Origin of the sequence: Pseudomonas sp. NPDC086251 (assembly GCF_044746405.1) — a bacterium.
Lineage (GTDB): Bacteria > Pseudomonadota > Gammaproteobacteria > Pseudomonadales > Pseudomonadaceae > Aquipseudomonas.
In genome coordinates, this window is the sequence record NZ_JBIVBY010000001.1 from 945265 (window position 1) to 959614 (window position 14350).

General features: G+C 59.5%; 13 protein-coding genes and 1 tRNA gene. 5 read left to right on the forward strand and 9 right to left on the reverse strand.

The window, feature by feature from the left end; translation table 11 throughout:
* Positions 1-121 precede the first annotated feature (121 nt).
* Both ACIPL2_RS04210 and ACIPL2_RS04215 read left to right on the forward strand, forming a co-directional pair.
* A complete protein-coding gene (locus tag ACIPL2_RS04210; RefSeq protein WP_401353216.1) occupies positions 122-367 on the forward strand; it encodes a type II toxin-antitoxin system ParD family antitoxin in 246 nt (81 codons plus the stop codon).
* Positions 360-650, forward strand: coding sequence for a type II toxin-antitoxin system RelE/ParE family toxin (locus ACIPL2_RS04215; protein ID WP_401353218.1), 291 nt, complete (start codon positions 360-362; stop codon positions 648-650). Before ACIPL2_RS04210 ends, ACIPL2_RS04215 begins: the two co-directional genes overlap by 8 nt.
* 70 nt (positions 651-720) lie before the next feature.
* On the opposite strand, the gene ACIPL2_RS04220 is transcribed toward ACIPL2_RS04215, so the two are convergent.
* From ACIPL2_RS04220 to ACIPL2_RS04240, 5 genes are all read right to left on the reverse strand, one after another.
* A tRNA-Cys gene (locus tag ACIPL2_RS04220) sits at positions 721-794 on the reverse strand.
* A 229-nt stretch (positions 795-1023) separates the two neighbouring features.
* Positions 1024-1464: a CBS domain-containing protein gene (locus ACIPL2_RS04225; protein ID WP_401353220.1), complete on the reverse strand. Its 441-nt coding sequence runs from the start codon at positions 1462-1464 to the stop codon at positions 1024-1026.
* Positions 1465-1500: 36 nt separating this feature from the next.
* Positions 1501-1878 (reverse strand): nitrite reductase small subunit NirD, encoded by a 378-nt coding sequence (gene nirD / locus ACIPL2_RS04230; protein WP_401353222.1) that lies wholly within the window; start codon positions 1876-1878, stop codon positions 1501-1503.
* On the reverse strand, positions 1878-4439 hold the full coding sequence (gene nirB / locus ACIPL2_RS04235; RefSeq protein WP_401353224.1) for a nitrite reductase large subunit NirB: 2562 nt from the start codon (positions 4437-4439) through the stop codon (positions 1878-1880). The genes nirD and nirB overlap by 1 nt, the downstream gene beginning before the upstream one ends.
* A 352-nt stretch (positions 4440-4791) precedes the next feature.
* Positions 4792-5961: a DUF1624 domain-containing protein gene (locus ACIPL2_RS04240; protein ID WP_401353226.1), complete on the reverse strand. Its 1170-nt coding sequence runs from the start codon at positions 5959-5961 to the stop codon at positions 4792-4794.
* A gap of 305 nt (positions 5962-6266) precedes the next feature.
* Between ACIPL2_RS04240 and ACIPL2_RS04245 the strand changes: the two genes are divergently transcribed.
* Positions 6267-7169: a LysR family transcriptional regulator gene (locus tag ACIPL2_RS04245; protein WP_401353228.1), complete on the forward strand. Its 903-nt coding sequence runs from the start codon at positions 6267-6269 to the stop codon at positions 7167-7169.
* Here the strand turns inward: ACIPL2_RS04245 and ACIPL2_RS04250 are convergent.
* The 4 genes from ACIPL2_RS04250 to ACIPL2_RS04265 all read right to left on the reverse strand — a co-directional run bounded on the left by ACIPL2_RS04250 (position 7086) and on the right by ACIPL2_RS04265 (position 12465).
* The gene (locus ACIPL2_RS04250; RefSeq protein WP_401353230.1) at positions 7086-8171 is read right to left on the reverse strand and encodes a carbon-nitrogen hydrolase family protein; all 1086 of its coding nucleotides are present in this window, start codon (positions 8169-8171) and stop codon (positions 7086-7088) included. The genes ACIPL2_RS04245 and ACIPL2_RS04250 overlap by 84 nt on opposite strands.
* A 64-nt stretch (positions 8172-8235) precedes the next feature.
* A complete protein-coding gene (locus ACIPL2_RS04255; RefSeq protein WP_401353232.1) occupies positions 8236-10098 on the reverse strand; it encodes a cation acetate symporter in 1863 nt (620 codons plus the stop codon).
* The gene (locus tag ACIPL2_RS04260) at positions 10098-10418 is read right to left on the reverse strand and encodes a DUF485 domain-containing protein (RefSeq protein WP_401353234.1); all 321 of its coding nucleotides are present in this window, start codon (positions 10416-10418) and stop codon (positions 10098-10100) included. Before ACIPL2_RS04260 ends, ACIPL2_RS04255 begins: the two co-directional genes overlap by 1 nt.
* A gap of 265 nt (positions 10419-10683) precedes the next feature.
* Complete coding sequence (locus tag ACIPL2_RS04265; RefSeq protein ID WP_401353236.1) at positions 10684-12465, reverse strand: helix-turn-helix domain-containing protein; 1782 nt, start codon at positions 12463-12465, stop codon at positions 10684-10686.
* Between the two features lie 169 nt (positions 12466-12634).
* Between ACIPL2_RS04265 and ACIPL2_RS04270 the strand changes: the two genes are divergently transcribed.
* Together ACIPL2_RS04270 and ACIPL2_RS04275 are read left to right on the forward strand one after the other, a co-directional pair.
* Positions 12635-13234 carry an amino acid synthesis family protein gene (locus tag ACIPL2_RS04270; protein WP_401353238.1) on the forward strand — a complete coding sequence of 200 codons (600 nt, stop codon included), beginning with the start codon at positions 12635-12637 and terminating at the stop codon, positions 13232-13234.
* A 127-nt stretch (positions 13235-13361) separates the two neighbouring features.
* Positions 13362-14345 carry a flavin reductase family protein gene (locus ACIPL2_RS04275; RefSeq protein ID WP_401353240.1) on the forward strand — a complete coding sequence of 328 codons (984 nt, stop codon included), beginning with the start codon at positions 13362-13364 and terminating at the stop codon, positions 14343-14345.
* Positions 14346-14350: the final 5 nt, after the last annotated feature.

Consider the following 14350-nt stretch of genomic DNA (forward strand, 5'->3'; position numbering starts at 1 on the left):
GTATGGATTTTTTCAATCCCTGGCACTCGACTTGGTGACCGAGGCGTGGGTACTTCGTAATCGAAACAGCACCAATAGTATGATAAATTTCGCGCTACAGATCTTTTCTGGAGAATTAATCATGGGAACCGTGCGAAAAACGATCACTGTGACCGACCAGCAGGACGGTTGGATCAAAGCGCAAATCGAAGCGGGTCACTACACCAACGATAGCGAATACATCCGCGATCTGATCCGACGTGAACAAGAGCGTAGCGCTGAACTTGAGACAATCCGCGCCGCCCTTCGGGAAGGTGAATCCAGCGGAGAACCTCGCCCTTTCGACCCCGACACCTTCAAGCAAAGAATGTTGACCGCGCGTGGTTGAATACCGACTTGCACCTGCCGCAGAGGGTGATCTCGAAAAAATCTGGCGTTATACCGCACAGCAATGGGGTGTAGACCAGGCCAACCGTTACATCGATCTGATGGTCGCTGCGTTTGAGGAATTGGCGCAGCATCCTAAAACAGCCTCGGCCTGTGACGCTATACGTCCCGGCTATCGTCGCTGCAGTGTTGAACGGCACATGGTTTACTTTCGAATCACCGCTTATGGAATCGCGATTATTCGTATCTTGCATGATCGAATGGATGCGTCGCGGAATCTGTGATGGTCTTTTTTCACTTTCCAGCAGACATAAAAAAACCCCGTAGATCATTGATCTACGGGGCTTTCAATAGTGGAGGCCGAGGTCGGAATCGAACCGGCGTAGGTGGATTTGCAATCCACTGCATAACCATTTTGCTACTCGGCCTCAAACATCTGATGTCATGTAGCACAACACCAAACGCGTACAAACTTGGATTTAGATACTTGATCTAACTCCTTGAAAACATTGAACTTTTTGAGCGGTCAGTGCTTTCGATGGCGTGAATTATGTACTGATTTCCCGAGGCTGGCAACCCCTTGATTTCAAAAAAAATTCTACCGGGTGATTTGCCGGTTTTCCGGAGTCCGGACACCCGTCCATTCCCCGGATTGCGTCAATGCCCGCGGATGTAGTGTTCCAGTTGCCTGATCAGATCTGCCTGCTCGACGATGGCTTCTTTGACCAGGTCGCCAATTGACAACAGGCCGATCAGTTCGCCGCCCTCCACCACCGGCAGGTGGCGCAGGTGGCTGTCGGTCATGACCGCCATGCAGCGTTCGATGCTCTGTTGGCTGTCGGCGGTGACCACGGGGGCGCTCATGATGTCGCGCACTGGCGTACCGACTGAAGAGCGTCCCTGCAGAACCACTTTGCGTGCATAGTCGCGCTCGCTGATCACGCCGACCACCTGCCCCGCGTCGATGACAGGCAGCGCGCCGACGTTTTTCTCGGCCATCATCTTCAGCGCTTCAAGGACCATCTCGTCTGGCGCGATGCTGTGAACGTGCTGGTTTTGCACGACCTTGAGTTTCAGTAGCTGTGCGGCTGTTTTCATAAATGCCTCCGATCGGCTACGCGATGCCGTTGCCCTTCAAGCCTGTCCGACTTCCACTCTTCCACCGTTCAACCGCACCGGCCACACGCGCAGGCGCTGTTGCGGATACTCCAGGCAACTGCCGTCCTCCAGGCGGAAATGCTGCTTGTAGATCGGCGAGGCCACGACCAAGTCACCTTTGATGCTCCCCACCAACCCGCGACCGATGACGTTCGCTCCGGATTGCGGATCATGGTTGTCGATGGCGTAGAGGGTCCGGCCCTCGGCGGTCGGCAGGTAGAACAGCGCCACTTGGGCGCCGTCGAGCCAGACGACGACGCCGGAGTTGCTGACGAGGTCCTGTTGTTCGCACACCGTTTGCCAGACGTCGGTGTTTTTCAGGGCATCGATGCGTTGGGTATTGGACTGGCTCATCAGGCAATCTCCTCGGTGACGGGAATAAGGTTGAGTTCGGCGGCCATGATGGGGCGGCGCTGACCGCGTTCCTGGACGAAGTGGATGTCCGGGTCCGGGCGTTTGTCGTTGACGAAGGTACGGAAGCGCTTGAGTTTTTCCGGGTCTTTGAGGGCGTTGGCCCATTCGCATTCATAGCGGTCGACCACCAGTTGCATCTGCGCTTCGAGTTCTGCGCCGAGCCCGAGGCTGTCGTGGATAATCACGTCCTTGAGGTAATCGAGGCCGCCTTCGAGGCTTTCGCGCCACACCGAGGTGCGCTGCAATTTGTCGGCGGTGCGGATGTAGAACATCAGGAAGCGGTCGATGTAACGGATCAGGGTTTCGTCGTCGAGGTCGGTGGCGAACAGTTCGGCGTGGCGTGGGCGCATGCCGCCGTTGCCGGCGATGTAGAGGTTCCAGCCCTTCTCGGTGGCGATCACGCCAACGTCTTTGCTCTGTGCTTCGGCGCACTCGCGGGTGCAACCGGACACCGCGAATTTGAGCTTGTGCGGCGAGCGCAGGCCCTTGTAGCGGTCTTCGATGGTCAGGGCCATTTGCACGCTGTCTTGCACGCCGTAACGGCACCAGGTGCTGCCGACGCAGGACTTCACCGTGCGGGTTGATTTGCCGTAGGCATGCCCGGTTTCGAAACCGGCTTCGATCAGCTCGGCCCAGATCTCCGGCAGTTGATGCAACTGCGCGCCAAACAGGTCGATACGCTGGCCACCGGTGATTTTGGTGTAGAGGTCGTATTTCTTCGCCACCACACCAATCGCGATCAATTTGTCAGCGGTGATTTCGCCGCCGGGGATGCGCGGCACCACCGAATAGGTGCCGTTCTTCTGCATGTTGGCCATGAAGGTGTCGTTGGTGTCCTGCAACGGCACCAGTGAGGCGTCCATGATCGGCTGGTTCCAGCACGAAGCGAGAATCGAACCCACGGCCGGTTTGCAGATATCGCAACCGGTGTGACCACGGCCGTGTTTGGCCAGCAGTTCTTCGAAGGTGATCACCCCTTCTACCCGCACCAGCGCGTACAGTTCCTGACGGGTATAGGCGAAGTGTTCGCACAGGCTTTTATCGACGCTGACGCCACGGGCGATCAACTCGTGCTCAAAGACTTGCTTGAGCAAACCGGCACAACCGCCGCAGCCGGTGCAGGCCTTGGTCTGCGACTTGAGCTGGCCGAGGTCGGTGCAGCCGCCGTCGATGGCCGAGCAGATGGCGCCCTTGGTGACGTTATGGCACGAGCAGACGGTTGCCGATTCAGGCAACGCGCCTGGGCCCAGAGTCGGAGCACCTTCGGACGACGGCAGAATCAGGCTGGCCGGTTCGGACGGCAGCGCAATGGCGTTCTGCATGTATTGCAGCAGGGTGTCGTAATAGCTGTTGTCACCGACCAGCACCGCACCGAGGACGTGCTTGCCGGTCGCGTCCACCACCAGGCGTCGATAGCTGGCCGTGGTTTCGTCGATGAACTGGTAACTGCGTGCACCCGGCGTGTTGCCGTGGGCGTCACCGATGGAGCCGACATCGACGCCCAGCAATTTGAGTTTGGTCGACATGTCGGCGCCCATGAACGGCTCGGCGACTTCGTGGCACAGCCGCGCCGCGACGCTGCGCGCCATCTGATAGCCCGGCGCAACCAGGCCGAACAGGCTGCCATTCCAGGACGCGCACTCGCCGATGGCGTAGATGTTCGGGTCGATGCTCAGGCATTCGTCGTCAATCACCACACCACCGCGCGGCCCGATGTCCAACGCGCATTGGCGGGCCAGCGCATCTTGCGCGCGGATACCGGCCGAAAACACGATCAAGTCGGTTTCGAGGAATTCGTCATTGGCAAAATTCATGCGGTAGCGGTATTGCTCGCCCGCACTGATCGATTGCGTGGCGCGTGACAAATGCACGCCGACGCCCAGCCGTTCAATCTGCGACTTGAGCGCCAGGCCGCCCATTTCGTCCAGTTGCACCGGCATCAAGCGCGGGGCGAATTCCACGACATGCGCTTCCAGGCCCAGGCTCTTCAGCGCATTGGCGGCTTCAAGACCGAGCAAGCCCCCGCCCACCACCACACCGCGCCGGGCGTTGGCAGCCGCTGCGCGGATGGCGTCGAGGTCTTCGAGGGTTCGATAGACCAGGCGCGAGTCGCCCTCGGCGCCTTCGATCGGCGGCACAAACGGGTAGGAGCCGGTGGCCAGGACCAGTTTGTCGTAAGACACGCAACCTTGCGCAGTGATCACCTGGCGCCGGGCACGGTCGATTTCCAGTACCGGCACACCCAAGTGCAGGGTGACGCCCGGCGTCTGGTACAGCGACGCCTCTGACAGCGCCAACGATTCGGCATCACGGCCGGAGAAGTACTCGGAGAGGTGCACGCGGTCGTAGGCACGCATCGGCTCTTCACTGAAGACGTGCAGCCGATAGTGGTCGAGCGCACCGCGCTCGATCAGTTGTTCGACGCAATGATGTCCGACCATGCCATTGCCGATCACGATCAGCGTTTGCAGCTTGTTCAACGTGGCAACATTGGAGTTCATAAGAAGCACCCGGCTAAAACGGTTCAAAAAGCAAAAAAAAACGCCTGAAACCTTGCGGTTCCAGGCGTCTTTGCCTGTTCTTTTGCGGTGTTAGCACCAGACGTCTATGCCTGATCCACCGATGTTGCCCACGAATCGATCGTCGTTGACCGAGGGGGCTGCCCACTCGACTGCGGTTGCGGTGGGCCTGAACAGTGTCTTGCAGCGTTTGTGCCAGATCGCGCAGACAGCGCATTGAGAAGGGTTTTCAGGCCTATAACGGGTGATCTCGCATAAAAGAGCCGCCGGCGTTTGCCTTCGCATAGTGCAGAGGCCTGCCCCACGGCTTTATAAAAGTGCACAAAGGGCGGCACTACAGGTATTTGAGCCAGGTAATGTCCCGACGTCGAGCCTTCAGCTCAGAGAACCCTCGAACCGGGCGGTAAAGCGCAGTGGCCAACAGCCCTGCCGCGAGCCAAACCGCGCCGACCGAGGAGAAGCCAAACCAGCTGCCCTGGTTCAATCCGAACAGAGCGACGGCGATCAGATACAAAACCTTCAGCGCATACAGGTGCAGTAAATAGAAGAACATCGGTGCCGATCCAAACACCGTCAATGGGCGCAGCCATCGGCTGTTCTGCCGCTGCTCCAACCACAACAACAGTAGAAATCCGACGCCCAGGGTCAGCGCCACAAACAGCAGCGACGGTGGATATTTGGTGATATTGAAAAACCCCATCAGCGTTTGCAGGGACGTATCACCCCCAACCCAGGGCCTCTCGCCGTAACCGTTTAGCAGTCGCAGCGCGATGAATCCGGTCAGGCCCGCGACGCCGCAGAGCATCAGCTTGCGCTGGCGCACCTTCGCCTCCACTGCGCGCCCGAACCACGGCCCGATGGCATAACCCAGGCCGATGACACCGATCCATGGCAACACAGGATAGGACGTGCGCAATCGAAGCCCTTCAGACAGTTCGATCCAGCCTCGATCATGGAGAATCGCCCATGGCACATGCATGGCCGACTCAATCGGAAAGTGCACGGCGTCCAGCACGTTGTGACCGGCAATGATCGCCAGACTCAACAAGAGCAATACGCGTCGCGGCAACCAGACCATCACCGCCATGGCAATCATGCTCAAACCGATGGCCCATATCACCTGCAGGTAAATGACGGTCGGTGGGAACTGGAACGTCCAGGCAACGTTCACCAGGGTGAGCTCCAGCACCACCAGAAACAGGCCTCGCTTGAATAGAAAGCTGCAAACGTCTGCCTTGCCAGCGTATTTCTCACCATACAACCAGGCGGATACACCGGTGAGCAGCACAAAGATCGGTGCGCACAGATGGGCCAGCGTCCGGCTGAAAAACAAGGCTGGCTCGGTCATGGCAACGTCCATGGGATCGGACACTTGTCGATGCAGGAGGAAGGTCTCACGAACATGGTCGAGCAGCATGAACAGAATCACCATGCCTCTCAATGCGTCAATGGACGTAAGCCGGCCAGCCACGATGATCGTGGAATGAGGAGGATTTTGGGTCATGAGATATCGCAGCAAGGGTGAATAGAGGTGTCCCGCGGCGAGCATTATCTATTGTTACCCTATAACATTAAAAGTCGAAATCGAGAGCTTACACATCTGGAAAAACTTGTGTTGAATGGCTGACTGATCTCAGCTCGTGAAGCCTGAAACGCCAGCCTGCTTAGTCAAAAAAGCACGGATTGAAAAACGTGTACGATACGCACGGCGCTATTTTTTTTTCGCCAGTCGTCGCCAACCTCTGACAGGAAAACACCGCTGACAGAGCGCGCAAAAACGCAACTTCATGTGCCACTGCGAGGAACGCCATGTCCGCCGACCAACTCAACTGGGACGATCTGAGAATCTTTCTGGCTGTCGCGAGAACGGGCAACCTGGTCAAGGCTGCGCGCAAGTTGCACATTGACCAATCCACGGTCAGCCGGCGTATTGCTCAACTTGAATATGCCCTTGGGGCCAGCTTGTTCGAGCGCAGTCACACCGGGCTTGCACTCAATGGGTTTGGCAGCGAGTTGCTGGATTCGGTGCAAGGCATGGACAACGGCTTCGCTGCGTTGACCGCCACGCTGGATCGGCAATCAAGTGCCCTGCATGGCCCGGTGCGTATCGGCACCATGGAGGGGATCGCATCGCTTTATCTCAGCAGTCGATTGGTGGCGTTCAACCGTGAGTACCCAGCGATTACCGTCGAACTGGTGACATCGGCCCAGCAACTCTATGTCACGCGTCGAGAAGCCGATGTGTTCCTGGGTTTCTTCAAGCCCCACGGGAAAGGACTCGACGCTGAACACATGGGGCGGTTTTCGTTGCACCTGTACGCCGCGGACAGCTACCTGAAGGAACACGGCACTCCCGAAAACGTCGAGGCGCTGTCACACCACCGATTCGTCGGCTACATCGAAGACCTGATCCAGATCGACGCCGTGCGTTGGCTTGAGGAGGTGGTCGATAAACCGAACTATGCCTTCCAGTCTTCCAGCATGCTGGCCCAGATGTTCTCTGCGGCGGCGGGTATGGGGATTGTGCTGCTGCCGGAGTTCGCCGACGCAGGCCGTTTTGGCCTGCGCCGCTTGTTGGGTGATGAGGTGCGTGGAAGCCGGGACTTATGGCTCAGCGTTCATCGCGAGTTACGCTACGTACCCCGCGTCAAGGCGGCGGTCGGCTTCCTCGAACACTTGCTGCTCAAGGATCCGTTGTTCGCGCAAACCTGACGAGGCGTTCGCTCGTGAAACCGGTGCGTCATTCCACTCCACCGGCTCATCGCGACGCCGGTTGACACTGAAGTCGAAAACGTCATACCGGTTGTAGTAACCCACCACGTCATGAAACTGCTTGGGCTCGATACAGCGATTCAGATCCAGTTCGGCATACAAGATGCCTTCCTCGTTTTGCAGCAGGTCGCCCACCTGGGTACCGGTCGGGTCAATGAACATCGTCGCTGCCCGGGGGGTGTTGTCGAGGATCTGCGCGGCCGCCGGGTCGCGCTCCACCAGGAAGTCGCGCATCGTCGCGTCCATGTAGCCGGCACAGAGAATGCCGAATGCCTTGGCCTCAAACGAATGTGCCCCGGCGCGAATACGGTTGGCGGCGACGTTATCAAAGTTGCTGCCCGAGTCCGGACGGTGCGTCGGCCAGAGTGCGGGCCAGCAGGAAATATGCAGCTGTTCGCCTTGCGCCATCAATGCGTAGCGCGCCAGCGGGTTGGTGTTCTCGCCGCAGATCAGCGCACCGAGTCTGCCGATACGCGTATCGCTGACACGCAGCCCTTCCCCGTCGCCCGGCGCCCAGATGAGTTTCTCGTAGAACGTCGGCACCAGCTTGCGGTGGTGATTGAGAATGGCGCCGTCATCGCCGATCAGGACGTTGCTGTTCCAGATGCAACCGACACTGGCGTGGCTGCGCTCGCTGATCCCCATGGACACAAACACCCCAAGGCGTTTGGATTCGGCACGTAAGGCGGCGATTTCAGGGCCGTCGATGTACAGGCTGTTTTCCACCATCCGTTCGAACAGGTCGTGGTTGAGAATCGGTGCCCACAGCGCGGCCCACACCGGAAACGCCGGAATGAACGACTCAGGAAACACCACCAGATCGGCGCCGTTGGCAGCCGCTTCCCGGATCAGATTCAGCGCCTTGGCGGTGGTGGCGGTTTTGTCGAGAAACACCGGCGCGACGTGGCACGCGGCGGCTTTGAGCGAAGGTAATTGAGCCATGGGAGTTCCCCTTGGAAATAGTCGTGGATTGAGGTACGCGGGCGGCAGGCACCCGCGTGGGAATTCAGTGCGCTTCGGCGGCCGCGATGCCGATGCCGGTGTGCTGACGCACAGACATCTCTGCCCACATCGATTGCGAACGGGGATCGCGGAACAATAGGGAGAACACGATCACCAGCAGGAACCCGGCGGGGATCGAAATCAGCCCGGGGTTTCGCAACGGCACCAGCGGTTGACGCAGACCGACCATACTGGTGGCGTTCTCGGCGATGCCCTGAGCCGTAGCGCGAGCTAGAGCCTGCTGGGTGATCAGGGCAGTACGTTGCGCGGCCTGATCGGCAGGAAGCGTGTCGAGTTGCTGTTGCAGTTGCACCACGCTGGCCAAGGCCGCTTGGCGAACCTGGGCGGGATAGGTCATGTTGGGCGACACCAGCACCAGGGCAATCGCGAGCAATGTGCCGCCGACCACTCCGGCCAGGACGCCCCAGGTGCTACAACGTTTCCAGTACAGGGTCAGCAGCAGCGCCGGCAGATTCGCCGAGGCCGCGACGGCATAGGCCAAACCGACCAGGTGCGCGACGTTCTGCCCTTTGGCCAGCAAGCTCACCACGATTGCCAGGACCCCGACAAACAACGTGGCAATGCGCGCGGCCATCGCCTGTTGCCGCTCTGTGGCTTTGCCGTGGCAGATCGCGCCGACGTAGATGTCATGGGCTAGCGCAGAAGCGGCCGCCAGCGTGAGCCCCGCCACCACCGCAACGATCGTGGCAAACGCGACGGCAGCGGTGAACGCCAACATGAAGTTGCCGACCCAACTTTCTGCACCGCCCCCCAGAAACTGCGCCAACAACGGCGCAGCAAGATTACCGCCCTTGTCGAAACTGGCGATGGTCGGCGCACCGATGTAATACGCCGCCGCAAAACCGATGAACACGATGAGTACGTGGCAGACACCGATGCCCAACATGGCCCACAACACCGAAGTCCGCGCCGTCACGGCGTCACGCACGGTGAAAAATCGCATCAGCACGTGCGGCATTGCAGCCGTGCCCAGGACCAGCGCCAACCCCAGTGACAGTTGCTCCAACGGGTTCTTCAAGTACAACCCGGGCTGGAAGAAACTGCGGTTCAGGTCGGCCCCAGGCGTTTGCGCCGGGAACATGCCTGACATATGCGCCGTCAGGGCGTCGCTGTGCAGCAGGCCTTGCATGAACTGCGGGATATCAAAACCGAACGGCGCCCAAGAGAACATCACCATCAAGAAGCAGCAGCTGATCAACAGCACGGCCTTGATTAACTGCACCCAGGTCGTCGCCCGCATGCCGCCGAACAACACATACACCAGCATCAACGCACCGACCAACAGCACCGACACTTCGTACTCGATGCCGACCAGCGCCTTGATGATGACGCCACCGCCGACCACTTGCGGGATCAGGTAGAAGATGGCCACGCAGACACTGGAAATAGCGCCTGCTGTCTTCGACGAGCGGAAACCGTTTCGAAACGCCAGGACGTCGCTCAAGGTGTAACGCCCGAGATTGCGACAAGGCTCGGCAATCAGCAGCAACACGGGGATAAAGCCGACAAAGAAACCCACGACGTAAAGGATTCCATCAAACCCGTACAGGGCAATGAGGCCGGACACGCCGAGAAAAGCTGCTGCGGACAGGTAATCACCGGAGATCGCCAAGCCATTTTGCAAACCGGAGATCCCACCGCCACCGGTGTAAAAATCCCCGACCGAACTGTTGCGTCGAGCCGCCCACCACGTCACCGCCAACGTAAAAAGCACCAGCGCACCAAAGACCACGAAGGTCATGCTGCGGAACTGACCATTCACCACGGTGTTTTGCGCCATCGCCGGAACAGCCAGGCTGGCCATGGCTACGCCAACCATCAAAGACAACCCACGTAGAGGCTTCATCAGAGCTCTCCTTGTTTGTATTGCTTGACCAGGCTCGTGACTTGCCGATCAACCGAGCGCATTTTTCGCAGGTAGATCCAGGCCAGGAGGCCGCAGAAAGGGTATTGGGAAATGGCAAAGACGGTGCCGATGTTCAATTCGCCTGCTAGCGGCAGGCTGAAAAACGCTTTCAAGGAAGTCGGCCCCAACAACAGGGTCGCGTAGTACGCCGCTGCAATGAGCAGCAAGGTGAGCGAGAGGGTATTTTTTTCGCGTTTGATACGGGTCAGCTCTTCACACTGGTCAAGGATCTGCCAGACATTGGGGTCTTGAGAAGCCATGAGTGTTCTCCGTTGTTATCGTAAGTTATTAGGAGAGGTCCTTCGGTGGTGGCACGTTCAAACGTGCTCTGTGGATGAGCATACGACCGGGCCGGCAAGCGCAAAACAGCGGTTTGCGCAAGGGTCGTTGCAGATTTGCAAGGGGTGGGAGGTGCGCGTCAGCGACTGGCAGTCACTGGGAGGGAACGGTTGCGGTCAACGGGTTCTGAACGTTGAAAGTACGCATTAGAGCTGGCTCGCGATGTTCAGGACCAGGACGCAGTCATCAATTATCGATCACCCGTTGCAGATGAATCGCCAACTCCGTGGCAAACCGCCGCTCCGGTGTTTCGACATCAATGCCGAACAGATCCTGAATGCGCGACAGGCGATACCTGAGTGTCGTCACGTGCACGCCCATTGCATCGGCACACGCCTGGCTGCGGCAGCTTTCCCTGAGGTATACGGTGAGGGTTTCGAGGTAAGGCGTGTGGTGCTTGCGGTCATGGGCCAGCATCGCGCCGACGCTTTCATTGACGAAGGTGCGAATGTCTTCACCGCCGACCGCAGCCATGAAAATCGGGATCGGCCCAAAGTCCTGGTCGGAGATCGGGCCACTGCGGCCGAACGAGCGCGCAATATCGATCAGCCGCCTGCAGCGTTCCCAGGCTGCCGGGTAATCGCTGAGCATTCTGCAAACGCCACTGGCCAGCAGTATCGGCTCGGCGCCCAGGTAGTGGGCCAAGTCATCGGCCATCTGCCGCTGGACCTTGGCCAGACGCTCCCTGCCCTTTTCGCCTTCCGAGGGCACGAGGCACACCAGGCCGTTGTCGACGACGATCACCGTTGAGTTGATCGCCGCCCGCGTGAGGATGCGCGCAACGTTGTGATGCAGGTTCTTCGACTCTCCAGCCTTGGTGCCGTAATCGATGATGATCATCTGCTGCGCGGCACTGAAGTTGATGCCCAGGCGCTGCGCGCGCTGCTGGATATCATCGGCGTCGCGCCAGCGGCCTTCGAGCACCTCGAACAGCAGTTCGGTCTGGGTTCGGGTTTCGAAGCGAAAGCGGATAAAGCTGCGCATCATCTGCACGCTCAAGGCGAACTTCGCGCTTTCCAGCATCATCAGGTCCAGTTCATTGACCGGCTGTGCCACCGGAAACAGGACCAGCGCGCCTACCAGTTCATGATCGACCATCAGCGGCTCAATCTGCGCCCGCAGGGTGAACTGACGCTGGCCGTCATCGAGGAATAAATTGACCGTACTGCGCAGGGCGCTGCGCAGGCTTTCATGGGCGGCGTTGGAGATCTGCACACTGAGGACCCCGGCGACAGCGGCCTGCCAGGCGTTGTCATCAAACAACGTGGTGTCCGGCGAGCGCCCCGCCACCACCTGATTGGCGGTGAAGTCGACGGCAATCACCGGGTTAGGCAATTGGTTACCGACCATCAGCGACAGCGACGTCACCGAGCCACCGCCCAGCACGTGTTCCAGCAACGTGGTGTGCACGTGCAACGCCTGCTGCATGCGTTCGGCGGCGCGGCGCTCGGCTTCCAGTTGGCGCTGACGCTCCACCGCGATGGCGCCCAGGTGAATGATCATGCCGAGGAACACCCGGTCTTCCTCCGAGACGTCCATGAGCGTGCGGGAAATCACGCTGAGCACCATCGGCCGACCGTCGAAGTCGGTGCAATTCATCGGCATCACCATCACCGTGCGGTAATCGCGCTCCAGGGATTCGCGGCGATAGCCGGGGTACTCGCATTCGCGCACGTCGCGGATAAATACCGGCTCATTGCGCTGCAACGCGGTCATCACCGGGCTCGATGACAACTCCCAGCAATCCACCAGCGGCCGCTGCACCAACGTCGGGTCATGGCGGGCGATGACGTGGCCAAAACCGGCGTCCATATCAATCGCCATGATCGAGCTCATGGTCCAGTGGGTATGACGACAACTGGCGTAGACCAACTGGTGCAGCATCGATTGCAGATCACCGCCGGAGTTGATCTGACTGGCCACATCGCGCAACGACAGTATCTGCATTTCTCGATTCAAGGCGCTCACCTGAACGTGGAGGTCACGGCAGCAAAACTAGCCTGCCAGGCGGACCTGATACTTGCTCCGGTTACGAGCAATGTCCAGTGCATTTGCACTCTTGAACCACGGAAGACGCTGTTTCCCTTTGCTCCTAGCCTAAGGCCACAACCAACAGCCACAAGGGCGACGAGTCATCATGAATCTAGAGAATCTGGGCGTCAGGAAATACTGCACTTTTATTGAGGAGACCTTTATCGAAGGTGGCAAGGACGCCGGCAAACCGATCACCCTGATCGTGGTCGCCGCCGTGCTGAAGAACCCTTGGGCCGGCCAGGGCTTTGTCGAAAACCTGCGCCCGGAAATCCTGCGCCTGGCTCCCGGCCTGGGCCATGAGATGACCCGCCGTTTGATTGCGCTGATGCCGGGCGGCAAGGTTGAAGCGTTTGGCAAGGCTGCCGCCGTGGGGGTCAACGGTGAAATCGAGCACGCCTCGGGCCTGATCCACACCCTGCGTTTCGGCAATCTGTTCCGCGAAGCCGTCGAAGGCACCGCTTACCTGAGCTTCACCAACACCCGCAACGCACCGGGCGCCCTGCTCGCCCTGCCGATGGTGCACAAAAGCGAAACCGGCAAGCGCTCGCACTTTCTCACCGCCAACTTCCAGATCGCCGATGCACCGGGCCCGGACGAAGTCCTGATTGCCATCGGTGCCGCCGACGGCTCGCGTCCCCATCCGCGCATTGCTGACCGGTACCAGGACATGGCCGAGATGGAAGCCGAGCATCCGAAGGACTGAATACTCCGTTGAACCGCAGCAAAACTTTTGCTGCGGTTGCTCCAGATCGATGCAAGCCGTGGCGTTTTGTTCCCCGTAGGCTTGCTTCAAACCATAAGAAACACGCCATTGAAACAGGAGTACTCCGATGCCGAGCACCATGGTCAGCGCCAACGTTGCAGCAGTCGATCCCGGCGCCTTGCGTCAGGCTTTCGGCACCTTCGTTACCGGGGTTACCGTGATCACCACCCATGATGCCGAGGGCAACCCGCGGGGCATGACGGCCAACTCGTTCACCTCGGTCTCCCTCGACCCGCCGCTACTCCTGGTGTGCGTCGGCAAATCGGCAGCCAGCTTCGCCTCGTTCGCCAGCACCGAGCACTTCGCCGTCAACCTGCTGCACGAAGGCCAAGTGGACGTCTCGGGGACGTTTGCTTCGAAGTCACCGGACAAATTCCACACCGTCAACCACGACAAGGTCCACACCGGCGCGCCGATTCTCACTGACAGCCTGACCTGGTTCGATTGCACCGTTGACCAGCGTATCGAGGCCGGCGACCACTTGGTACTGATCGGCCAGGTCCGGGCCTTCGGCACCAGCCCCAAGCTGCCGCTGTGTTTCTGCCGGGGCCGCTACGCCAACATCCAGGACCCGCTGCCGGCCAGTTGGCTGGACTCGCACAAGATGATCATTGGCTATTTGATCGAAGCCGGCGACGCCATTCTGTTCCGCGCCGACGGTAACGGCGGCTGGACCTTGCCCGTGGCCGGCAAGCGCAAGGGCTTTATCGACGCGGGCCAGAGCGCACTGTCGATCGAACTGGAATCGACCTTTCTGTACTCGGTGTTCGATGTCGACGACACCGACCCCGGTTTCCTGATCTATCGCGCCCAACTCGACAGCCTCGACCCCGACGTCGAACTGCCCGACACCCTGCGCTTCTTTCCGCTGGACGACTTGCCCATCGAGCAGATGCCGGTCAACGAACTGCGTTCGGTGGTCCGCCGCTATGCCCGCGAGCGCAAAAACCAGCAGTTCGGCATTTACACCGGCTCGGCCGCCAGTGGCCGGGTGGAAATGATCGAAAACGCCACGCCGCCCTACGCCGCGCTGGCCCACGAATCCCTTTGAAACGC

Bases quoted from the DNA above. Each gene is read 5' to 3' on its own strand.
- ACIPL2_RS04275 (WP_401353240.1), top strand. From the start codon at position 13,362: ATGCCGAGCACCATGGTCAGCGCCAACGTTGCAGCAGTCGATCCCGGC.
- ACIPL2_RS04245 (WP_401353228.1), top strand. From the start codon at position 6,267: ATGTCCGCCGACCAACTCAACTGGGACGATCTGAGAATCTTTCTGGCT.
- ACIPL2_RS04225 (WP_401353220.1), bottom strand. From the start codon at position 1,464: ATGAAAACAGCCGCACAGCTACTGAAACTCAAGGTCGTGCAAAACCAG.
- ACIPL2_RS04250 (WP_401353230.1), bottom strand. From the start codon at position 8,171: ATGGCTCAATTACCTTCGCTCAAAGCCGCCGCGTGCCACGTCGCGCCG.
- ACIPL2_RS04210 (WP_401353216.1), top strand. From the start codon at position 122: ATGGGAACCGTGCGAAAAACGATCACTGTGACCGACCAGCAGGACGGT.
- ACIPL2_RS04255 (WP_401353232.1), bottom strand. From the start codon at position 10,098: ATGAAGCCTCTACGTGGGTTGTCTTTGATGGTTGGCGTAGCCATGGCC.
- nirB (WP_401353224.1), bottom strand. From the start codon at position 4,439: ATGAACTCCAATGTTGCCACGTTGAACAAGCTGCAAACGCTGATCGTG.
- ACIPL2_RS04240 (WP_401353226.1), bottom strand. From the start codon at position 5,961: ATGACCCAAAATCCTCCTCATTCCACGATCATCGTGGCTGGCCGGCTT.
- ACIPL2_RS04270 (WP_401353238.1), top strand. From the start codon at position 12,635: ATGAATCTAGAGAATCTGGGCGTCAGGAAATACTGCACTTTTATTGAG.
- nirD (WP_401353222.1), bottom strand. From the start codon at position 1,878: ATGAGCCAGTCCAATACCCAACGCATCGATGCCCTGAAAAACACCGAC.
- ACIPL2_RS04260 (WP_401353234.1), bottom strand. From the start codon at position 10,418: ATGGCTTCTCAAGACCCCAATGTCTGGCAGATCCTTGACCAGTGTGAA.